This window comes from Halalkalibacter oceani, from assembly GCF_023715705.1.
Classification (GTDB): Bacteria; Bacillota; Bacilli; order Bacillales; family Bacillaceae_D; genus Halalkalibacter; species Halalkalibacter oceani_A.
The window spans coordinates 24,301-46,655 of the sequence record NZ_JAMBOS010000003.1 but is presented as its reverse complement, the minus strand read 5'-3'; the positions used below and the strand labels follow the sequence as shown (position 1 = coordinate 46,655).

The 22,355-nt window shown below is 41.3% G+C and carries 21 protein-coding genes; 2 read left to right on the top strand and 19 right to left on the bottom strand.

What is annotated here, in order from left to right:
* Positions 1-132: 132 nt before the first annotated feature.
* The gene (locus M3212_RS03830; protein ID WP_251192629.1) at positions 133-507 is read right to left on the bottom strand and encodes a hypothetical protein; all 375 of its coding nucleotides are present in this window, start codon (positions 505-507) and stop codon (positions 133-135) included.
* A gap of 22 nt (positions 508-529) precedes the next feature.
* Complete coding sequence (locus M3212_RS03825; RefSeq protein ID WP_251192628.1) at positions 530-1,045, bottom strand: acyl-CoA thioesterase; 516 nt, start codon at positions 1,043-1,045, stop codon at positions 530-532.
* A gap of 299 nt (positions 1,046-1,344) precedes the next feature.
* Here M3212_RS03825 and M3212_RS03820 point away from each other — a divergent pair, with 299 nt between their 5' ends.
* Positions 1,345-1,839 carry a hypothetical protein gene (locus M3212_RS03820; protein WP_251192627.1) on the top strand — a complete coding sequence of 165 codons (495 nt, stop codon included), beginning with the start codon at positions 1,345-1,347 and terminating at the stop codon, positions 1,837-1,839.
* A 48-nt stretch (positions 1,840-1,887) separates the two neighbouring features.
* Here M3212_RS03820 and M3212_RS03815 read toward each other — a convergent pair whose 3' ends face one another.
* The 4 genes from M3212_RS03815 to M3212_RS03800 all read right to left on the bottom strand — a co-directional run bounded on the left by M3212_RS03815 (position 1,888) and on the right by M3212_RS03800 (position 6,596).
* Positions 1,888-2,793 (bottom strand): LysR family transcriptional regulator, encoded by a 906-nt coding sequence (locus M3212_RS03815; protein ID WP_251192626.1) that lies wholly within the window; start codon positions 2,791-2,793, stop codon positions 1,888-1,890.
* Positions 2,794-3,113: 320 nt separating this feature from the next.
* Complete coding sequence (locus M3212_RS03810) at positions 3,114-4,295, bottom strand: iron-containing alcohol dehydrogenase (RefSeq protein ID WP_251192625.1); 1,182 nt, start codon at positions 4,293-4,295, stop codon at positions 3,114-3,116.
* A 15-nt stretch (positions 4,296-4,310) separates the two neighbouring features.
* Positions 4,311-5,156, bottom strand: a complete 846-nt coding sequence (ahlS, locus tag M3212_RS03805; RefSeq protein ID WP_251192624.1) for an AhlS family quorum-quenching N-acyl homoserine lactonase — start codon at positions 5,154-5,156, stop codon at positions 4,311-4,313.
* A gap of 12 nt (positions 5,157-5,168) precedes the next feature.
* Entirely contained in the window at positions 5,169-6,596 is a 1,428-nt protein-coding gene (locus M3212_RS03800) for an aldehyde dehydrogenase family protein (RefSeq protein ID WP_251192623.1), read from the bottom strand.
* A gap of 208 nt (positions 6,597-6,804) precedes the next feature.
* Between M3212_RS03800 and M3212_RS03795 the strand changes: the two genes are divergently transcribed.
* Positions 6,805-8,505 carry a sigma 54-interacting transcriptional regulator gene (locus M3212_RS03795; protein ID WP_251192622.1) on the top strand — a complete coding sequence of 567 codons (1,701 nt, stop codon included), beginning with the start codon at positions 6,805-6,807 and terminating at the stop codon, positions 8,503-8,505.
* Between the two features lie 277 nt (positions 8,506-8,782).
* Here M3212_RS03795 and M3212_RS03790 read toward each other — a convergent pair whose 3' ends face one another.
* The 13 genes from M3212_RS03790 to M3212_RS03730 all read right to left on the bottom strand — a co-directional run bounded on the left by M3212_RS03790 (position 8,783) and on the right by M3212_RS03730 (position 22,335).
* Positions 8,783-9,595: a CoA-transferase subunit beta gene (locus M3212_RS03790; protein ID WP_251192621.1), complete on the bottom strand. Its 813-nt coding sequence runs from the start codon at positions 9,593-9,595 to the stop codon at positions 8,783-8,785.
* Positions 9,588-10,505, bottom strand: a complete 918-nt coding sequence (locus M3212_RS03785; protein ID WP_251192620.1) for a CoA transferase subunit A — start codon at positions 10,503-10,505, stop codon at positions 9,588-9,590. The genes M3212_RS03790 and M3212_RS03785 overlap by 8 nt, the downstream gene beginning before the upstream one ends.
* A gap of 57 nt (positions 10,506-10,562) precedes the next feature.
* On the bottom strand, positions 10,563-11,333 hold the full coding sequence (locus M3212_RS03780; protein ID WP_251192619.1) for a CoA-transferase subunit beta: 771 nt from the start codon (positions 11,331-11,333) through the stop codon (positions 10,563-10,565).
* A gap of 15 nt (positions 11,334-11,348) precedes the next feature.
* Positions 11,349-12,326, bottom strand: coding sequence for a CoA transferase subunit A (locus M3212_RS03775; protein ID WP_251192618.1), 978 nt, complete (start codon positions 12,324-12,326; stop codon positions 11,349-11,351).
* Positions 12,311-13,081 (bottom strand): glucose 1-dehydrogenase, encoded by a 771-nt coding sequence (locus M3212_RS03770; RefSeq protein WP_251192617.1) that lies wholly within the window; start codon positions 13,079-13,081, stop codon positions 12,311-12,313. Before M3212_RS03770 ends, M3212_RS03775 begins: the two co-directional genes overlap by 16 nt.
* A gap of 72 nt (positions 13,082-13,153) precedes the next feature.
* A complete protein-coding gene (locus tag M3212_RS03765) occupies positions 13,154-14,608 on the bottom strand; it encodes a xylulokinase (protein ID WP_251192616.1) in 1,455 nt (484 codons plus the stop codon).
* A gap of 108 nt (positions 14,609-14,716) precedes the next feature.
* A complete protein-coding gene (locus M3212_RS03760; RefSeq protein WP_251192615.1) occupies positions 14,717-16,375 on the bottom strand; it encodes a thiamine pyrophosphate-binding protein in 1,659 nt (552 codons plus the stop codon).
* A gap of 21 nt (positions 16,376-16,396) precedes the next feature.
* Entirely contained in the window at positions 16,397-17,629 is a 1,233-nt protein-coding gene (locus M3212_RS03755) for a CaiB/BaiF CoA transferase family protein (protein WP_251192614.1), read from the bottom strand.
* A 17-nt stretch (positions 17,630-17,646) separates the two neighbouring features.
* Positions 17,647-18,939, bottom strand: a complete 1,293-nt coding sequence (locus M3212_RS03750) for a TRAP transporter large permease (RefSeq protein WP_251192613.1) — start codon at positions 18,937-18,939, stop codon at positions 17,647-17,649.
* A 33-nt stretch (positions 18,940-18,972) separates the two neighbouring features.
* Positions 18,973-19,473: a TRAP transporter small permease gene (locus M3212_RS03745; protein WP_251192612.1), complete on the bottom strand. Its 501-nt coding sequence runs from the start codon at positions 19,471-19,473 to the stop codon at positions 18,973-18,975.
* Between the two features lie 78 nt (positions 19,474-19,551).
* The gene (locus M3212_RS03740; protein WP_251192611.1) at positions 19,552-20,583 is read right to left on the bottom strand and encodes a TRAP transporter substrate-binding protein; all 1,032 of its coding nucleotides are present in this window, start codon (positions 20,581-20,583) and stop codon (positions 19,552-19,554) included.
* A 52-nt stretch (positions 20,584-20,635) separates the two neighbouring features.
* Positions 20,636-21,442, bottom strand: coding sequence for a hypothetical protein (locus M3212_RS03735; protein ID WP_251192610.1), 807 nt, complete (start codon positions 21,440-21,442; stop codon positions 20,636-20,638).
* A complete protein-coding gene (locus tag M3212_RS03730; RefSeq protein WP_251192609.1) occupies positions 21,439-22,335 on the bottom strand; it encodes a CoA transferase subunit A in 897 nt (298 codons plus the stop codon). The genes M3212_RS03735 and M3212_RS03730 overlap by 4 nt, the downstream gene beginning before the upstream one ends.
* Positions 22,336-22,355: the final 20 nt, after the last annotated feature.

The following is a 22,355-nucleotide window of genomic DNA, read 5'->3' as shown; positions in this document are numbered from 1 at the left end:
TATGCTCAATCAAATGATAACAATTCTCATTATCAATTTCAACTGTTTGTTTATTTTATAGGCGAATAAAAAGCCCTGTGAGGAGTTCGGGTCCTCCCAAGGCTGATTTCTATCTAGTTCCATTTCTTGACTCTAGCGTACCCAAATTGGCCCAATTAATCCTTCAGGCTCGATTCCCAGCGCCAGTTTGCTAAGATGGGCATAGCTAACCTGTCGATTTGCAGCAAGGAATTGCTTTAGCTCCTGAATTTTGCTGTCTGCTTTTAATTGTTCAATTTCCCGCTTATAAACAGCAAGTACATAGTCCGCCTGAGCCTGCGGCTGAAATTGCTCAGCTGCATTCTCCTCCATGATTAAGGCTCCCATATATTGATAGCCATATTGGAGCTGCCGGGTTAAATGGATGACATTGAGAAACTTTTGGAAAAGTCCCGGCTTCGCCTGACGGAATCGTTCGATCGCTTCTTTTGCCGTGTGCACTTCCTGATAACTTGATACGGTTAGCATGTTATCTCTCCTTTTTCTAAAATTAATCCCATGGTTTTTTCAACTCAAGGTTCGCGACCAGCTCTTTATTTTGCTGACGCTTCAGCTTGCGAATTCTTTCGCGTTCCTTTCCAGTTTCATAGAGGTATTTTTCTTCCTCTGATTCGGGAATGACGCCCGGCACTTCCTTTGGCCGTTTATTTTCATCCAATGGAACAAAGGTCAAAAAGGCGGTCGCTGCGATTTTACGTTCTGCTGTCTCAAGATCCTCGGCAATCACCTTACAGAAAATTTCCATAGAGGTTTTTCCTGTATAGCTGACAAATGATTCAATACAGACCGAATCACTCTGTCTGATCGGCTGAAGAAAATGGACAGAATCAGTTGAAGCGGTCACGCACTCCTTCACTCTCGAATGCCGGCGGGCAGATAGAGTCGCGCAGGCATCCATCTTTTTCATTAGAACGCCACCGAACAATGTATAATAGTTGTTCAAATCATTAATCAGGACTTGATCGGTTTGAACAACACGGGTTTCTTTCATTTTTTTTGCTTCCATACTCTCACCTGTTTCTATTTCTGCATGCATATTCTTGCTAGAATGTGCTCAGACCCTATTATAGGATAAGAACAGGAAGAAAATACAATGCCGATCCTACATACAACCTATACAGATCTAGTATGAAAGCGCATAGCCGCAACCGTCCATCCGCTTTGAACGTATAAGGGTGAGTAAGGCATTTATTGAAGGTATTGGAGGATATGATGGTAATTAGGAAAAGAGGTTTCTTCTTATTGACGATCATCATTCTATCGTTGCTTGCAGCCGCCTGCGGTACAGCAACTTCCTAAAGCAGAATGGAACTGGACGAGGCTGCTCTTCCTTATCATGAGTTAATCAGCAAAATAAAAGAGGACGGTCACAAAATCGCGATTGTCGACGAATCCGGCCAATATCAACCCCCTTCTACTTTTGAAGAGACGGTGGAATATGTTGACCTGGAACGTCTCGTAACCGGGAATTACCTTGCTGCTCTGATCATGGGGGAGGAACTGGCGAATCTTGAAAATATAGATGTCCTGCAATTAGTAGACAGCGGCACGACCGTTTTCTTCGAAAGGGCATCATTCTCGATAGAAGAGCTGATCAAGTGGATCGAAGATAAGGAAATCCCTGAAGAAATGGGGGAAAGCAGATCAAGAGAGGATGTATTCAGAGACAAGGAAGAAGAAATCCTGATTTATGGCGCCATCCTGGCACCGGAGGACGGTTCTGACAAGATAACCGCATTATATGAGCAGAGCAAATACTCCACGCCAGTTATCTGCATTAAAAAGCTGCTGAAAAAGTGAAAATCGTCCTTTTCAGCAGCTTCACAGGAAGTCCTCTTCTCTGCTTGCTTATAATCCCTTTTGATCAGGCCTGCTTTTCGGCAGCTTTCCTTTTGCAAAATGAATGAATTCCGTCGCGACATGCGATAAATACGCTTCTTTTTTCCAAATCATCGCCAGCCTCCATTCAATCGTCGGGTCCGTAGCCCCAATCGTCTGAATATCCCGTTTCAGCTCCATACATGTACTTTCAGGCAAAAGCGTAATTCCTAAATTATAGGCGACCATTTCTTCGATGAAATCCAATTGCGACGTCTCTGAGATAATGCCCGGCTCAAATCCGGCTTCGTGACACGCCTCAAGCACAAGCCTTCTCAGCTCGAATTCACGAGTAAACATAATAAATGACTCATCCTTCAGCTCTGACAGCGCCACCGATTCTCTGCCGACAAGACGATGAGAAGGCGGGACGACGAGCTTCAGCTTGTCCGTTTCAAACATATAGTAATCGAGCATATCATGCTTATCCGGCAGCACAACTACGCCAAAATCGAGCTTATCATTCGTAATCTCTTCTTCGATCTTCTTGGACCCGGCCTCTTCTAATTGAAAGGTAACTTCCGGGTACTCTTTATGAAAGGAAGCAAGCAGCTGCGAAAAGAAAAACGAGTTCACAATCGTCGGCAACCCGATCCGGATCTGCCCCGTCTTGACCGTTTTCATATTATCCAATTCCGCATAGAGCAGCTGGAGTTGCTTATCTATCGACTGCGCATGCTTATTCAAAACATGTCCAGCATCCGTTAAGATCACCTTTTTCCGCGAACGGATAAACAACGGAAGCCCGAGCTCATCCTCCATTGATTTAATAATCCGGCTGAGCGCAGGCTGCGTAATATACAGATTCTCGGCCGCATGCGTAAAGCTTCCCGTGCGCGCCACTTCAAGAAAAAACTGCAAATGCTTCATATCCAATTTAGATCCATCACCTTTTGCTTTTTTAGGAGACGTTGCTCTATCTTTAGTATGCCCAATGTTGATTCAAAAAGATTAGCAAAGCAACTGTACTCACCAAAACATACCCTTTTGGCAATTCCATTGTTACAGTTTACATGACAGTAGAGCGAATCGTCTAATGTATTCGACGCAGGCTAACTGAATTCCATCTGCAAAAAATTGGGGGGAGAGTAATTAAGAAGTCTTCTACGCTAACAAAGCGGTCATAATGACGGTTACCTTTTAAATAAGGAATAACTCTGGGAATATTGAAAATGCCATTCCCAGAGTTATTCCTTTTACTTCGGCTCGATTAATCTACCAGCAAAAGCCGCCTTATAAATCTCTCGTATTTCTTTCTCCCCTAAAGGTAAGGGGCTTCTTGCTAATAACCTCTTTTGTTTCACCCCATCTTCAGTCAAGGCCTCTAGCGCTGATTCTGGCACATTAAAGTCAGATAAAGTTTGTGGAATGCCCACATCACGTACAAGGCGTTCCAATTCCTTTACACATTTGTATGAGGCTTCTTCTTCTGATAGAAAGCCTGCGTTCCCTCCAAGCATATTAAGGATATCTGCCATACGCTTCGTGCAGTTTTTCCGAATATATCCCATTACATAAGGTAGTAGTACAGCATTTGATTCACCGTGAGAAATATGAAACTGACCTCCAAGCGGATACGCTAAAGCATGAACACCAGCAACCCCCGCATTAAAAAAAGCTAATCCAGCTAAAAAGCTACCATGACTCATATCACTCCGCGCTGCCTCATTTTGCCCATCCTCAACCGCTGCCCGTAAAGAGCGGCCGATGAGACGAATTGCTTGTAAAGCTAGCCCATCTGAGACAGGACTCGCATTCACCGACAGGTAAGCCTCTACAGCATGAGTCAAAGCATCAATTCCTGTCGCCGCTGTTACTCTAGCAGGCACGGAGATCGTTAATTGAGGGTCTACAATAGCAACATCAGCCAGCAGAAAATCATGCGTGACAACATCCTTAGTCGTTTCCAATGAAAGAACAGATATGTTAGTCACTTCTGAACCTGTACCTGATGTAGTAGGAATTAAAATTTTTGGTAAACCTTTAACCTGAAGCGCCTTCTCCCCTGTTAAATTTAAATAGTCAGCCACCATACCTTCGTGAGCTGATAAGACCGCCGCCAGCTTCGCCAGGTCCATCGCACTTCCACCGCCAAGGCCAATCACCAACTCAAATTGGTTTTCCCTGGTAAAAGAGACTAGCTTCTCGCCTGTCTCAAGTGGCGGTTCAGCCACCACTTCATTATAGACAGATACTTTATAGCCTTGTTGTTCAAGCGGCGAAATTACTTTTTTGACTATCCCAATTTGTTCAAGCAGAGGGTCAGTTACAACAAGTATCTTCTCTGGAGAAAAACGTTCTACTTCCTTAGGTAATTGCTCAAGTGCGCCCCACCCCGTATAGCTTAACGGGGCAAACACTAATTTTGACACACCCATCTTTTTCCTCCTTGTTTATTCATAGTATCCTTCTGATGATTTGCGAAATTGTTGAAATTGCTTTGCATCATGGCCAAACCAGACTTGAGAATTTGTCTCTTTAGCAATTCGACGAATCTTTTCAACCGCATTGGTATAACCGAGTGAATCATAAATAATTCCTGGCGGTTTAATTGGCGGCCCAAAACTTTCCGCTGTATAAATCGCGTCAGAGGCGAGAATAATGCCTCCAGTTTCCGGCATATCTAAGTGGAGGCCAATCATTCCCCAAGCATGTCCACTACCAAAGTTTAATACCTTTATTCCTTCTGCTAACTGAAGGTTATCCTCATCACGCTTAATCGTTTGCCATTGGAGATTATTTTTGATCCACGCATCAATATCCGCCCAAACGTAGGCTCCTTCCTTCTGATTACGCGCATAGGTTTGCAATGTACCATTCAATTCATCCTCATGAACAATAATTGTCGCATTCGTAAACAACTCTAAACATCCAGCATGGTCAAGGTGAAGGTGAGAAGCCACAACGAATTTAATATCCTCTGGCCGGACATTCAGTTCCTCTAGGCGATTGTGTAGATAACATTCTTCACTCATCTCAATCGGAAACATCCTCTGAGTTGCTTCTCCCCACCTTCCATCCGGTCCCATTGAATTCGGGTTACAGGCTGTGTCAAATAATATCTTTCCTTCCGGGTGATCAATCAAAACGGTGTAGACAGGAAATTCGACGAATTCTGTTGGCGCATTTGGATTATCTACTGTAGCTGGATTATGCATTGCAATCATCCAATTTTTATCCATTTTCATTCTTCCATTGTCCATAACGTACAGCTTCGGATGTGGCTTTATGATATTCATTCAAACTCCTCCTTAAAATGTAGTTTTTACAGTAATAAACTTTAGATCAGTCATTTCTTCAACAGCATACTTTATCCCTTCACGCCCGTAACCGCTTTCTTTCACCCCCCCATAGGGCATATGATCCACTCGGAATGTCGGAATATCGTTAATCACCACACCTCCCGTTTCGAATTTACGGGCAGCATGAAAGGCTTTCGTAATACTTTCAGTATAGATTGCAACATTAAGCCCATACACTGAATCGTTCACCATGTCAATCGCTTCATCGATACCCTTATAGGGAACGATTGAAACTACTGGAGCAAATGCTTCTTGACACGAAACCGCCATATCATTTGTAACATTAAGTAAAACCGTCGGCGCAAAAACTGAGTCCTCACGCGTGCCACCCAATCCAATGGTTGCTCCCTGCTCAACTGCCTCTTTAACCCACGATTCAATACGCTCAGCTTCCTCACTGTTAATCATTGCGCTCACATCGGTAGTTTCATCCAACGGATCACCGACTTTTAATTGTCTGGCCTTTTCAATAAATTGCTGACAAAATTCCTCGTAAATCTCTTCATGCACATAAAGTCTTTGTAAAGAAATACATACCTGTCCGGCAAAGGCAAAAGCTCCTTCCACACATCTCGGTATCACTTTTTCCAACGGTACATCGGGCTCAACAATTAAACCCGAATTAGAGCCCAGCTCCAACGTGACTTTCCGCAGTCCAGCCTTTTCTTTTATTAGTTTTCCAACCGAGGCACTGCCTGTAAAAGTAATTTTTTTCACTCTTTCATCCATTAGTAGAGCATTACTAAGCTCTCTACCACTTCCCGTGATCACGGACAGAGCCCCATCTGGTAGACCTGCTTCCTGAAAAATTTCCGCAATGCGATAAGCGCTGAGAGGCGTTTGACCTGCGGGCTTTAAAACGACCGTATTTCCGGCTGCAAACGCAGGACCAAGTTTGTGTGCAACGAGATTAAATGGAAAGTTAAACGGCGTAATTGCAGCTACAACCCCGAGCGGTTCCCTCCACGTGAACCCGAGCCGATTCTCTCCACCCTCGGCCGCGTCCATTGGGATTGTCTCACCATAAATTCGCTTTGCTTCTTCCCCGGCAAAATAATAAGTCGTGATTGTACGATCTATTTCAGTACGGGCCGTGCGGATCGGTTTACCGGCCTCAAGCGCTAGAAGCTGAGCCAGTTCTTCTTTACGACTCCGTAGAATTCTAGCAACCTCAAATAAAATTTCAGCTTTTTTATAGGCAGGCATATGTTTCATAATGCCAAAGGCTTCCTGCGCCCCGGCAATTGCTTCCTTAACATCCTCTTCATCAGCCATGCTAATATTCGCTATCAACTTCCCATTATATGGGGAATACAGCGGCAATACTCTCTCTTTGATGACAAATTTCCCATTTAGAAATATTCCTTTTGTTTCCATTATCTAATAACCTCCTCTGTCTATTTCTTATTGCAAAATTCATGCCATCTATGAAAACCTTACTATGCCCAGCCTTTTGTATTGCAGATTTTTAAATACGGTGATAAAATTCACCATATCAATAAAAAACAGTAGTGACAGCGCATTCATAAACGGTGATAAAATTCACCATCCTGGTGAATTTTATCCTTCGAAAGTAGGTATTTACATGCAGCATCGGAAGCTGGATGAAGCTTTTTTCAAGAATGTTCTTTCCTCTATCTCTAATGGAATAATTGTTGTTAACTACGAACAAAAGGTCTTATTTATGAATCCCTCTGCTCAAAAGCTGTTATGTGAGGGAAAAGAAGATTACATCGGGCAGAACATAAGAGAATTTATTCCTAATACGGAAATGTACAAAGTACTCGAAACTGGCAAAAGCATTATTGGTGTTAAAATGGAGATTTCCGGAAAGCAATATATGGTTAACCGCACACCTTTATCTCAAGATGGAGAGTTAATCGGCGCCATTGGCGTCATTCAGGAAATATCACAAATTGAGCATTACCGGCGTCTAATAAGGCAAATGGAGCAAATCATTGAGTTTGCAAGTGATGGAATCTACGTTGTCGATCACCATGGAGATACGTTATTTGTTAACTCTGCTTATGAAGAAATTACCGGATTCAAACGAGAAGAGCTTATCGGTAACCATATGGCTGATTTAATGAAGGAGGGCTACTTTGATCAATCTGTTTCCTTACTCGTTTTAGAAGAAAAGAAGCGACTTTCAATTTTACAAAAGATCGGAGGAAAAAAAGACGTTATCGTTACTGGTAATCCGGTCTTAGATGAATTAGGAGACATTCAACTTGTCGTAACAAGCGTAAGGGACATTACCCGGCTGACTGAAATGACAGCTGAATTAAAAAAAGCGAAAAGCTTTTCAGCCTTAAATCAAAATCGGTTTACTTTTTCGATGGAAACCTCAAACGAAGAAGTTGTCTTTCATAGCAGTCAAATGAATGAAGTGATCCACAAAGTAAAGCAGGTGGCTCCCTTTCCTACCAGCATTCTGCTTTCCGGGCCGTCCGGAGTCGGAAAAGAGGTTATCGCCAACTTAATTCATGAGTATAGCGACCGCAAAGATAAGCCTTTTATCAAGATTAATTGCAGCGCAATTCCTGAACAGCTATTAGAGTCCGAATTATTTGGCTATGAAAAAGGAGCATTTACTGGAGCACGTCAAGAAGGTAAAATCGGCTTACTGGAATTGGCTGATCAAGGTACAGTTCTCCTCGATGAATTAGGAGAGCTGCCGTTATCAATTCAAGTGAAATTGCTCCGTGTTTTACAAGAAAAGAAAATTCAAAGAATTGGTAGCAGTCAAGTAAAACAATTAGATATCCGAATCATTTCAGCAACTAATAAAGTTTTAAAAGATTTGGTCCAGCAGGGCAGATTCCGCGAGGATCTTTACTATCGCTTACAAGTTGTAGAAATTGCTATTCCTCCCTTAATCGAGCGACAGCAGGATATCGAAATATTACTCGATCATTTTCTCTCTTACTTTAGCAGAACATATAACGTTCATAAGGAGCTTTCTCCAGAAACAAGACAGCTTTTAAAAGAATACGGATGGCCTGGAAATGTCAGGGAGTTAAAAAATTTAGTAGAAAGTATGATTGTTTCCGTACCCTCGTTGAAGATTGAGCCTGATGATCTTCCACCACATATTAGTATGGGGATGAGTTCACCCGCTTCGCAACCGTTAACATTAAAACAACGTGTTGAGAAATTCGAAAAAAAGTTAATTATAGATGAGCTGAAAAAGCAACCTTCGATAAGAAAAACAGCTGAGCAGCTTGGAATTGATCATTCTACGCTTGTGAAAAAAATGAAAAAGTGGAAACTAAGCTCAAATTGATTGACAAAGAGAGTTCTCCCACTTTTTGTCTATCTACTACTACTTTCTTCAGTTGACACGACATAAGAGTGTCATTAAAAGTAGCTCAAACAAATCCAGGTTTCAAAAAGGACAGTGGTGGTTCCATTCGGCGTAAGAAAATATCCAGCGATTGCTTCACCCTAGTACAGAAAGGAAAATCAACTCTTTGTTGCAAATATGTTCAAAATGATGATAGAGAAGACGTGCCTGTTACGGTTAATATTCTTTCATAGCCACTTCTTCTCTATCTCTTTTGTTATTTTATTTTCGCTTCCAACAATAAACCTTTCGGATCAATTTCTCTGATAAGAGACAACTCTTGTTCAGTAGGTTCTGTTGTCATTGGCACATTTTCTGGAATTATTAATTCAAAACCGGTATTGTCCTGCACTTGCTCAACCGTGACTCCGGGATGAACAGACGCCAAGCGCATTCTCTTTGTGTCCGGGCAAAAGTCGAGAATCGCTAAGTCCGTAAAAACTTTATACGGCCCCTTTCCTCTCAGGCCCTCCGCTTCCCGCTCATCTCCGCCACCGAGAAAGCCAGTTCCAGAGATAAAATCTACCCTTTCGACAAAGGATCTCTTTTCATGCTCCTGGAAGATAAAAACTCTATCCCCGAATGCCATATGGTTCGTTTGTGCAATTGGTCCGACCAGCCGAACTTTGGGGTTGTTATAATCTCCAATTGATACAGTATTTACATTGCCATACATATCTACTTGTGCCCCGGATACAAAGCCGACGTTTATTTTGCCGCGCTGCCAATAGTCTAAGCAATCCATCACTGATATTTGAGCACGGCATGGCCAGGTTAAAAGTTCATGATCCGTGTAGGATTCTGGAATATGACTTAAATCAGGGTCCACAATCGGTCCCAGCATCGGAACAAAGTCAGGAGCGTGAGTCATTTGTGCCAGCCTTGAAGCCACGGTAGGTACTCCAACAGCTAACACAAACGTTCTCCCACCTGTCCCTAGACCAATGAATCCAACTTCTTCATCCTTTAATTCTCTCGCCAGATTAGCTACCAGTAACTCTTCGAGCGTATACCTCGATTGATTAACCATAAAGAATCACCTCAGGCCTTTTAATTTTATTCAAATTCTTTAAACCAATTTTCTCTAAATATTCATAATGGTCCTTGCAACCATAAACATATTGATCAAGATATCGGTTAAAGTCCGTCTCTACTTTCGTTGCGTTATGATATTGTTCTAAATGGGTTAAATCATAGTCATAGCGGCTATCACACGCTGTAGGATGCGCGCCGTATGGTGCCTCTACAACAGCATCGATATAAATACCAGGAACAAAGGTCAAATGAGCATTCTTTTTTACAAAGTCCTCACTTACAATTTGTTCAACGCTGGCGATCACCTTTTTAGCAGATTTTGCAATTAACGCATCCATCTCGTTCTCCATCAGTCTTCTTTGGTCAACGCCGATATTTCCATATTCATCAGCAAAATGTCCATGTATGATGGCCACATCAACATCCGCCGCTTTTACAGCGGCATATTTTTGATTCGTAAATGGACAATTCATTTCTTTTATACGTGGATTCGTCCTGAGAACATCAGAACCTAATGATGCTTTTGTCGGCATAAAATCAAGCCCAAGGCTTCCCGCTCGAAACATATCAATCGCTGTTGTTTCTGAATGTTCAAACACCTTGATACGATTGGTTTCAACAGCATTTCTAAAATGGGTTGCCAAGCCAAACATCGACATGCCCACATAGGATGTTTCTACACTTTCGACATTTCCTGCCCCAACTAAAATATCAACGTCATTGGCATTATTCCAACCCAATAGCTTCAATCCGGCCTTTTTTTGTCGTATTATTTCATAAACAAGAGCCATCGGATGACGACGAAATGTATGGCCGCCTATTGCCAAAGTACTGTTATCTTCTATAAGAGAGACAGCTTGATTCAATGAAACTACTTTACTTTTCTTTTTCAACATTTTATTCATCCTTTCGATCCACCTATACAGGCTGCTTTCCTATTTCTTGCGGACCTGTAAATGTGATTATGCTAAGTTTTTATTCACATATATTCCTTCCTTATCAAGTTCCCTGATAATCGATAGTTCTTCTTCGGTCGGCTCCGTAGTCACTGAGATATCGTCGGAAATGAGTAACTCAAACTCTGTTAACTCTTGCACTTCCTCTGTCGTTACACCTGGATGCACAGCGAGTAACCTCATTTTTTTACTAATCGGCTCAAAATCCAAAATTGCCTTATCCGTAATAACTCGAGAAGGACCGCCCCCTATTAAACCCGCTTGAGCTCGACTATCTCCTCCCGTTAAAAAACCAGGCGTCGTCAAATAAGAGAGATTTCTTTTAAACTTCCTTTTTTGATGGGGCATAATGACCAAAGTTCTTTTAGCATTGCTTGCTATGTCATTTGCTCCGCCGCTTCCAGGAAGCCTTAATTTTGGAGCTGTATAGTTACCACCAATAAAGGTTGAGTTAATATTTCCGTATTGGTCAACCTCGGCAGCTCCTAAAAATCCAACATCAATGTACCCCCCTTGCAACAAAGTAAGAACATAGTTAAGGCTGGTCCTTTTTGTAGCGCCTTTAAGAAGCCTAAAATCACCTACCCCCTTCGCTAAGTGCGAAGGTTTCGGATCAATAATTCCAGATTCAAAAAGCATAAACAGATTTGGGGCATGGGTGGCTTTAGCAACCAGGCAGGCTAACATTGGCAAACCCGTACCAACAAAAACAACTTCCTCATCGTCCAGCTGTTTGGATGCGGCTACAATCATCAATTCCTCAGTTGTATAATTCATATGTTCCTCTCCTTATTACTTTTTTGGTAGTTGATAGCCAAGATAAGGATCGGCCTTTAACCTTTGTATGTTTTCAATTCCAATTTTTTGAAGATACTCCCAATGATCTTTTACGTTAAATACGTACTCATTTAAGTATTGCTGAAAACCTTCTGCCGTTTTACTTAATTCCATAAAATAATCGATATGTTCGTAATCTTCGGAATAATATTTATACATTCCGGTTGGGTGAGCTCCATAAGGAACCTCTACTACATAATCAACTAAGAAAGCCGGTAACGTATTAACTTCTGATAGTTTGCTGATTTCTTCCTCATTAACGATTTCTTCTACTGTGACTATCACTTTTTTTGCTGCTCGAACTTGTTCATCTACTGAAGTGGAATTACCAAGCAGCTGAATATTTCCATTACGATCAGAGCGATTAGCATGAATGACTGCATAATCCGGTTTGACTGCGGCTACAGCAAGAACGATTTCTTCTGTAAATGGACACTTCAATTTATGAGTACGATCGCTATTTTGTGTCTCCGTTTCCAAGTCCGTTCCCAGCATACTTCTGATAGGCAAAAACGGCACATTTGCCGCTCCCGCTGCAAAGCGGCTGATTTGACCATAGTGACTGAAATCTTCTACTTTTATAGAACCGTCTTCTACCTTTCTGCTAAAGTTCTTGCATCTACCGTATCCCTCAAACATAAAATTAGATAGCCAGACGTGGGAAAGCATGTTTGCACCAGCAAGCATGTCAACAGCCCATGCCTCACCAATTCCGATCAAATGTAGATTATTTATTTGTTGGCGAATCATCTCCCTAATAAACGCCAACGGAGTCATGGAATGCCCAAAACCACTAAATGTGATCGTACTGTTTGGCTTTATTACACTTACAGCCTGATCTAATGCTATGAATTTTTCACTTAATCTCTCCATGTTTTCATCCTTTCTATACCTATCTAAAACAGGCACTCCTACTCCTACCTGATTAACCATCCACCATCCACTACAATTATTTCTCCAGTAATAAAGCCCGAGGCCTCGGACGCTAAAAACACAACCACACCGTCAAGATCTTCCGGCTTTCCCCAACGCCCTAAAGGAGTCCTACTTAAAATATACTGGTTAGTCTCCGGATTTTGTCGATAAGGTTTGGTAATATTCGTTTCCATATATCCAGGTGCAATCGCATTCACCCTGATTCCAAACTCCGCCAACTCATTGGCTAGAGACTTTGTGATCGAAGCAACTGCCCCCTTGCTTGCTGAGTAGGAAACCACATTTGTCCCGCCTTGAAAGACTCGTAATGAAGCAATATTTATAATATTTCCCTTTATATTCTTAGCCTTCATAAGCTGCCCCGATTTTTGGCTTAGAAAGAACAGGGCTTTTGAATTCAGTTCTATTACCTCGTCCCATTCCTGTTCTGTAAATTCCAAAACAGAGTTTCGTTGAATTGTTCCTGCATTATTAATTACGATATCAATCCGCTCAAAAGCTTTAACCGCCTGGTTAACAACATGATCAATTTCCTCTTTTTTAGTCAGATCAGCCTTGACACTAACAAACGCTCTTCCTCGTTTTGCAACCTCTGCCTTTGTCTCTTCTAACCCTGCTGCGCTGGAGTGTGCCGTGCCGACTATATCAGCGCCTGCTTCTGCTAAGGCGATGGCCATTTGCTTGCCTAACCCTTTACCGGCACCGGTGACTATCGCTACTTTTCCATCTAATTTAAATTTTTCTAAAGGCATTATTATCCCTCATTTAATGTTTATTAAAATCAGTGCCATCAACAACAATCATCTTTTCCCGCAGAATACGCATTACTTGTACCAGACATCCATTATTTCAATCAATTTATTATATTTTTCTACGAATGGTTGGTATTTGTTGACCTCCTCTCTGTCAGGTTCAACTGTAAATTCAACTGGATTGAGATTGACGACAGCGTCTTCTATCGTCCTGTACCAACCGATATTTATACTCGCTAAAGCAAAAACACCAAAGCTACTGGCTTCAATCTCTTTCGGTATCCGAAATGTGCAGTCGGCTATAGCTGCTCTGGTTTTGATAAACGTCCTGTTTTTTGCTCCTCCGCCGATTGCCGTTATAGAGGATACAGTACCTACTAAAGATTCCATTCTGTCCATTATTCTTCTTGTGTTAAAAGCAATCCCTTCTAAAGTTGCTTTAAAGACCTCTTTAAATTGATGCGAAGGATTTATACCGACAAGGGTCCCTCTCGTTTCAGGGTTCCAATCCGGCACTCTTGCTCCGGTTAAAGAAGAAATGGAAAACAGGCCTGATTCAGCAGATTTTATCTCTTCCCAGCTGCTGCACATTTTTATAAACTCGGCATGCTCATAACCCCAATTGTGGTTCTTCATAAGCCATTCAAGTGATCCGCCTGTCATGCCGGTTGGACCCCCTATACAAAACAAACCAGGTAAAATGTGACTATTCTGCACTAAACCACTTTTGACTACCGCTTTTGTATTAATAGAGTCTACAACACGGAATATAACATCTGTTGTTCCCATCACTTCAATGCTGCAACCAGGATTCACTCCCCCACTTCCTAAAATAGCAAGCGTGCCATCCGGTCCTCCTAAAATTACTTTAGTGTCACCAGCTAAATGTAACCTGGACTGTATCACCTTATTAATTTTGCCTACAATATCGCTACCATAGCCCAGATTCGGTACAACTGATAACGGAAGGTTGAACATTTGTAATAAATCATTATCCCAGTTACCATCTCCAATGGAATATAAACCGGTGTAGCTTGCATGGGACCTGTCCATCATAAAAGTATTGGTCAGTTTAAAATTAATAAAATCTTTTATGCTTAATACGATAACTTCTTCATTCGCCGTTTTCACCGTATTTGCCCAATAAAACACCCCTAATTGTTCGTTCAATTCTCTTCCTATTATTTCATTTATATTGTTCTCGCTTCGTCTTGCTTTTTTTAGTTCATTTTGATCTCCATAAGCCATCCAGCTCCATGCCTTCTCTACTGGTTCACCGTTTTTTTTTACAATCACCCATCCTAAGAAAGCACTTACCCCTATTGCATCAATGCTTACGTTCTTTGTGGCTTGCGTCACCTCTTGCATAAGTGTCAAAATGGCTTCCCACAGCTTATGAATATCAAATCTTTCTTTTAATTGCTGTTTTACCGCTAAAGTATGCTTAACTCCTTCATCTTTTATATAGATAGATGCACGAATCGAGCTTGTTCCTACATCTAAAGCCAATATGCCGCTTTTCTTCATTAATTACACCCCAAAGATCACAATGTGATAGATTCACCTTATCGTAAAGAACCACCATCAGATGATGAAAGCAATCGACGGCTTTAATACCGTCGATTTATAAAAAAATTAAAAAGGCTTCGTCCAAACGCTTACGTCCGGATCAATTTGAACATCAATTAAATATAAATTATTCGCTTTTTTCGCTCTTGCAAATGCAGCTTTCAAGTCTTCCACATTAGAAACTCTTTCTCCGTCACCGTTTAGAGCTTTAGAAACAGCTGCAAAATCCCAATCTACAAAATCGACCCCGATGTGACGCTTACTAGGTCCAAAATCTCTAATTTGTTCCTGTTTGATATTTCCATATGCCCGATCGTTCATACACACGACAATGATGTTTGCATTGGTTCTTTTAGCCGTTTCAAGTTCACCTAATGACATTCCAAGTCCCCCATCCCCTACTAAACAGACAACCTGCCTCTCAGGTTGTTCTAACTTGGCCGCAATAGCAGCCGGGATCGAGAAAGCCATATTTCCAAAACCAACCGGTTTCATATAAGACTGCTCTTTTTTCAGTGGCATAATGTGTGTCCAAATCCCGGGGTTTCCTGCGTCTACTGAAAATATGGCATCATCGTCAGCTACATCAGCTATCGCTTGAACAACAGTTTGAGGGTAAACAGGTGTCGCCACGTTATTATGGAACGGCTTTACATACTCTTCATGCCATGCCTCGTATTTATTGTTGCAGTGTTCTAACCACTCCATCTGCGAAGATGAAGCGGAGTCACTTGCCAATTGCTCCAATAAATAGGTAAAGCAAACTTTTACATCTCCCCATACTCCTACTGTGTTAGGGTAATGTCTACCAAGCATGGATGGATCAATGTCCATTTGATAAATCTTTTCTGGTAATTTCATTGTCCAGCGACCGGTGGAAGGTCCATTCAGGCTGTTTCCAATAGCAAATAATGTATCTGCTTCAGCCAATATTTCAGCGCCTAACATACTGCCGCTCCGGCTCAAAGGCCCGTAAACTTGTTTATGACTCATATCTACCGCTGTAATTCCATTAAACGTTGTAATAATAGGAATTGATAATTTTTCAGCTACTTGTAAAATTTCTTCTCCAGCCCCCGAAATTCTCGCTCCATTTCCGACCCAAAAGACTGGGCGCTCCGCTTTTAATAAAGCCTCTTTAAATTGATTTAAGCTGTCAGGATCTCCTAATATTCTATTTGTTGAACGATGCGGCTTTAAATGTTCATCCCACGAGATAACCTCACTTAGTACATCCCGGGTGAAGTCAACATGAACTGGTCCCGGATTCCCGGAAAGTGCCACATTAAAAGCTTCATTTAATAATGATTCAACATGCTCGGGATGACTAATAAGCACACTCCATTTCACCAAGCTTTCAAACAATGCTTTATGATCAGCATTTTGTGCATCATCATGAAGCATATCTTTACGATTATTGTTAGCTGTAATGACAATGACAGGGCTTGAGTCCTGAAAGGCTCCCCCTACACCCGTAATTAAATTAGTTGCTCCCGGTCCAGTTGTCGCCAGGCAAACACCGGGGATTCCTGAGATTCTGCCTACAGCATCCGCTGCATGAGCGGCACCGTTTTCATGTCGTGTTGCGACAAAGTCAATATCGTCCCGATCATAGATGGCATCCAGAATCGTTAAAGGCTGCCCACCTGGTATCCCGTATACTGTTTTCACTCCTTCTCTTACTAAAAAATCGGTTACAAATTCTGCTACTTTTCCTGTTTTCATTTTATTACTCCTCCTAATAATTTAGATAACACCCTTCGTTTTCAACTCTTCATATTCTTCTTTATGAAACCCCAGTTCTTTAAGGTAAATGTCTTCATTGTGCTGTCCTATTATCGGCACCCCATACCTTATTTCCCCAGGTGATTCAGATAATTTGATTGTTATTCCACTCAGTGCCACTTCCCCGACTTTGGGATGATTGACCTTAACAATCTGCTCTCTTGCTTTTAAATGCTCGTCCTGCATGATATCGCTGATATTCTGAATTGGAGCACAGGGTATTCCTTTTTGGTCCAACAAATTCACTAATTCATCTCGTTCAAAATTCATTGTCCATTCCTGCACAATCGCGTTAACGTCCTCTTTTTGTTTTAAACGCCGCGGAACCGAGTTAAGTTGATCGTTCTTCAACAGATCTTCCCGCCCCATTAATTTACATAGCCTCTCCCATAAATTTTGAGTAGATGCTAATAGATAAACCCAACCATCTTTCGTTTCAAATGCATTGGCCGGTGCTGCATAGCGGTCACCATTCCCAACCCGTTTATGAATTGTTTCGGTTTGATCGTATGTAGGAATCATGGACACAAGCATAGAGACGGCACTCTCATAAAGGGAAACATCGACTGTTTGTCCCTTTCCTGTTTTTTCACGCTCATGTAATGCCGACAAAATTCCAATTGTTGCGTGCATTCCCGTTACATAATCAATTACATATGTTCCTGCTAATAATGGCGGGTCTTCCTCTCGTCCCGTCACGCTCATAATTCCTCCCATGGCCTGGGCAATCGCATCAAACCCGGGACGATGTTTATAAGGTCCTGTTTGTCCAAAACCAGAGCAGCGGGCGAGAATAACTTCAGGATTAATTTCCTGTATTAACTCAGGTGAAAAACCCATTTTCTCTAACGTGCCAGGGCGAAAATTCTCAATAATAACGTCTGCCCATTTAAACAGTTTTGTTAGTACGTTTTTCGCCCCAACCTCCCGAAAATTCAAGGTTATCGCTCTTTTGTTTCGATTTAAGGCGGCAGTATAATGACTATCCCCCTCGATATCATTAAAGAATGGAGGAATGCTTCTCGTTTCTTCCCCCTCGGGCTTTTCAACCTTAATCACTTCAGCTCCCATATCAGCCAGCAGCATACCGCAATATGGACCTGCGACGAACCTGGATAAATCTGCCACCCTTATTCCTTTCAAAGGCCCACTCACTTCACACTCTCCTTTTTTAACCTTCTTGATTTGCAGCAACGTCCAATCTTACTTGTTTATGAAAGTAAATTTGGTAAAAACATTGTAACTTGCGGCAAATATGTAAGAATTAATAACACTAAAACCAGTACCGCTAAGTACGGCCAGGATTCTTTAATGTAATCTTCTACTTTCGTATTAGTAATAGAAGTCGTAACAAACATCATACTTCCAAACGGTGGAGAGAACCCGGCGATCGCTAAGTTTATACACATAACAATTCCAAAATGAACCAAATCAATGTCCATAGCTATAGCGGTAGGTACTAATAATGGTGCGAGTAAAATCATTGCAGCTCCACCATCGAAGAAATATCCAATAACAATTAACATAATATTTACGATCAGCAAAAACATCCAAGGATCGCTAATATTCGCCGTTAAAGCCTCAGAAATCATCATCGGAATTCTTTCCCATGTTAAATAGCTGCCAAATACTTGAGCAGAGGCTAAAATAAACATGATTCCTGCGCTAATGGTCGTTGATTCTAACAAGATGTACTTAATATCTGAAATTTTTAATTCCTTGTAGATAAACTTACCTATGATAAAGGCATATACAATTGAAATAGCACCGGCCTCCGTAGGTGTAAAAATACCAAAACGTAAACCCATAATGATTCCGAGCGGCATCATCAAAGCCCAAATTGATTTTTTAAGCTCACTAAGTAACTCTTTAACTGTTGCTCTCTTTTCTACAACAGGCTTATATTCACGCTTTATTGAAATTCTCCGGGTTAAAATCATTAAACCTGCCATCATCACTAAGCCTGGAATATAGCCTGCATAAAACATTTGCTCAATAGAAACGTTTGCCGCTGTTGCATACAAAATAAGTATGATGCCCGGCGGGATGATCGGTGTAATAACTGATGAAGCGGAGGTTACGACAGTAGAAAACGACTTGCTGTACCCAAGCTTAGTCATTTCTGGAACGATCACTTTTGATTGCATAGCAGCATCAGCATTTGCAGAACCTGAAAGCCCGCCCATCATAGTAGATAACACGATGTTGACATGTCCCATTCCTCCCTTCAAATGCCCGACTAGCGCAATAGCAAGCCTGATAAGACGGGAAGTAATACCCGAGTAATTAAACACAACTCCTGCACAAGTGAAAAAGGGGATGGCCAAATATATAAATGACTCCATTGTAGCTACAAGACGTTGTGTTAAAAATTGAGTTGACATTGCTTCAGCATTAAACAAAAAATATGTTAATGATGAAATAAGCATCGCATAAGCTACCGGGACCTTAATGATAAAGAGAAAGAAAACAACAACCAGCGGGAATATTAACCAAAAGTCCAAAGTACCACCTTCCTTACAAGGATTTAAATCAAATTAACTTTGTTGCTCAATTGGCACTTCCTCAATTGCCTCGCCTTTCATTTCTTTTATAAAAAAACGAATTGAATAATAAGCTAAAATCAGAAATGCCAAGGTAGGTGATAAATAATTATAGAAATATGGTATTCCCAGACTGGGTGTAACACGATTCCACGAGTTAATGGACAGCTCCCAACTAAACCAAAGTAAAACGAGATTGACTACAAATAACAGTAAAAATGTAAACAAAGTGACCGACTTTTTCAGTAGTTCGGGTAATTTATCCACGACAATATCAATTGCAATTAATCCCATCCGCCTATATAGCACACAAACTCCGAAAAACACACTATATATGAAGAACATAAAGCTTAACTCTTCTGTAAACAGTAATGACTTTGATAGCACAGCACGCATGAAAACATTGACGACAACAACCAGGACCATGCATGCAAATGCTGTACAGCTAATATATATTGATGCTTTATCGAAAAAGCGATCAATTGAATGGTTCATAAAAGCACCCTCTTTCAAAAGCACTATAGTGGGCAGGTTAAATCTTAAGATTTAACCTGCAAAGTAAATGCGAAAGGATTAATAACCAAGTGCAGCGCTGATCTCCTCATATAAGCCTGGCGTCCATTCAGGGAACTTTTCCGGCAACTGTTGTGCCGCTTCAATAAATGGCTCCTTATCCACCTCAGTAAAAACGGCACCGGATTCCTCCATGGCTGTGCGCAATTCAGCTTCAATTTCTCCTATTCTTTCTATGAAAATCGGCATATACTCACGCGACACTTCATTAATGGCAGTCTGGGCCTCTTCAGGTAATGAACGATAAACATCTGCGCTCATAATTAAGACTGTTGTTGAAAGAATATGTTCAGTCTCTGCGATATAAGGGGCGACTTCAAACCATGATAGACTCTCAATATAAGATGTTGACATTTCACCACCATCAGCTACTCCTTGCGAAAATGCTTGATAAGCTTCTGTGATCGGAATGTTCGTAGGCTCTCCTCCCAAAACACGCCCAACCTCAGTCCACATTTTTGAAGAGGCAGTTCGTAGGGTCATGCCCTGTACGTCATCACGACTGTTCACCTGCGTAGTAGTGATTAGATTTCGGGGACCAACATAGAAGTTAGCCATAATTTTCATTCCTTCATTTTCAACTTCTGAAAAAAGCTTTTGGCCAACTTCCGAGTCCCATAATGAGGTCCAGTCTTCCGGATCTCTAATAAAATATGGTGCAGTCAATATTCCAAAATCAGCATTATACTCCCCTAGGTATGCAAAATCGCCATCGTTAATAATCGGTTCTCCTTTGGAGGATGCCTCAATCATATCAGCGGTCTTTCCGAGAGACTCACTTGGATACATTTCAAACTTTACTGTCCCGTTCGACCTTTCTTCAACCTCCTTAAAAAATTCTTCATACCATGCATACACTGGATCAGTAGCGGGTCTTGAGCTGTTGTACTTAAGGACTGTTGTATCAGCTGCCTCCTGCCCTGCTTCCTGAGCATTATCTCCCTGTGTAGTATCTTGACTATTTCCACACGCCCCCAACATTAATACCGCTGTTAAAACAATTGAATTAATGAGCATTTTTTTGATGTTCATCGTATTCATCCCCTTTTCGTTGTTTATTAAAAAAATTAATAGCGACGTTTTTTTAAGCTTTTAATAATATTCCTTTTGGGTCTACCTCTTCTCTTAATATTCTTAATTCTTCACTTGTAGGTTCTTTTGTAAATGGCACATTATCGAGATTTCCGATGTCAAATCCGGTGCTTTGAATTACATCATCCTTTGAAACACCTGAATGAATCGATTTTACAAATATGCTTCCATCCTCCTTAAAAGAAAACACGCATTTCGGTGTATATATGTAAGCTGGCCCACCTCCTGTCAATCCAAGCCTTTTTCGACCTTCTCTCCCCCCCGGAAAACCGACTCCGGATATATGATCAACCTTTTCGACAAAGTTTCTTCTTTCATGCTGTGGCATCATAATATATTCTCTACCGAAATGAGCCATATGCTCCGGGAGAAATATCGGCCCTACAAGCTGCACTTTTGGCGATTCAACTTCTCCTATACAAGTGCTGTTTATATTTCCTTCTTTGTCAACTTGAACTCCAGATCCAAAACCAAAGCTTATATCCCCTGCTTTATGTGACCAAGTACCAGGGTATTCTGTCATTTGTGACTCACAGGAAAGCTCCATCATATGATTATCATATTCCGATTCAGGCAATCGATCTAACTTACTCCAATCGGGATTAAAGAGCCATCCGCAGAGTAAAATAGTTAGATTCGGAGCATGAGTGCGCTTTGCCAATTCCATAGCGGCAAGCGGAATACTACTAATATAGATCGTTGCTGAACTGCCTGTGGCAAGACCTGTAAAACCAAGCTCGCCATCATTTATCGTACGAGCGATATCCACGATTAAAAGTTCCTCAATTGTGCAATTCATTCAGCCCCCTCCTTAAATGATTCAATTTGTTTTTTTTCAACTAAATTTAAATACTCATTAAAGTTCCTAGTTCCGTAAATATATTTATCAAGAAACTCTTTGAACGATTCTTTAGTTCGAGATGCCTCTACATATTCGCTTATAAATTTATCGTCCATTTGTGATGCTGATAGTGTTGAGGTGGGATGAGAACCATTTTTCACATGTACCACACAAGTTGTTTTGTAAGAAGGAATTACTGTGAGGTGAGGATTTTCCCGTATTTCCCGATTCTCAACAATCTTTTCAACTGTTACAATCAATGTTTTACAAGCAAAGGCGATCGTTGTATTCGTAGATTGAGGCAGTGAGTGTCTCTCTTGAATTTGAACATTTCCATATTTATCAGCAGCATGAGCATGGATAATCCCTACATCGATCTTAGCAGCCGGAACTGCCCAAAGTGGTCTCCTAGAGACCGGACACTTAAATGGAATTATTTCTGGATTATTATTAGCTACATCATTCCCCCCTAAGCTATTAACTGGCCAAAAATCAAGTCCCTCCCGATCTGCCCGAAAGCGGTCTATTGCCATTAGTTCAGGAAAATATACCGTTTTTAACCCCCCTTGCTCCATTTCTCTTCTAAAATTCCTCGCCAGTCCAAATTTTTCCAATCCAACATAAGATGTTTCCAGCTTGGATAAACTTCCTGCGCCAATCAACATGTCTGCATCTAAAGCATGCGCTGAACCAACTAAAGTCAAATTCCTTTTTCTTTTTCGAATTAACTCCTGCACAAACGCCATCGGCTTTTGGTAAAGTACAAACCCTCCTAATCCGATGCGCATCCCATCATGTATGAGTGCCGATGCTTTTTCCATACTCCATACTTTCTCAGCTCTTTGAATCATTAGTTCACCTCTTAAACATC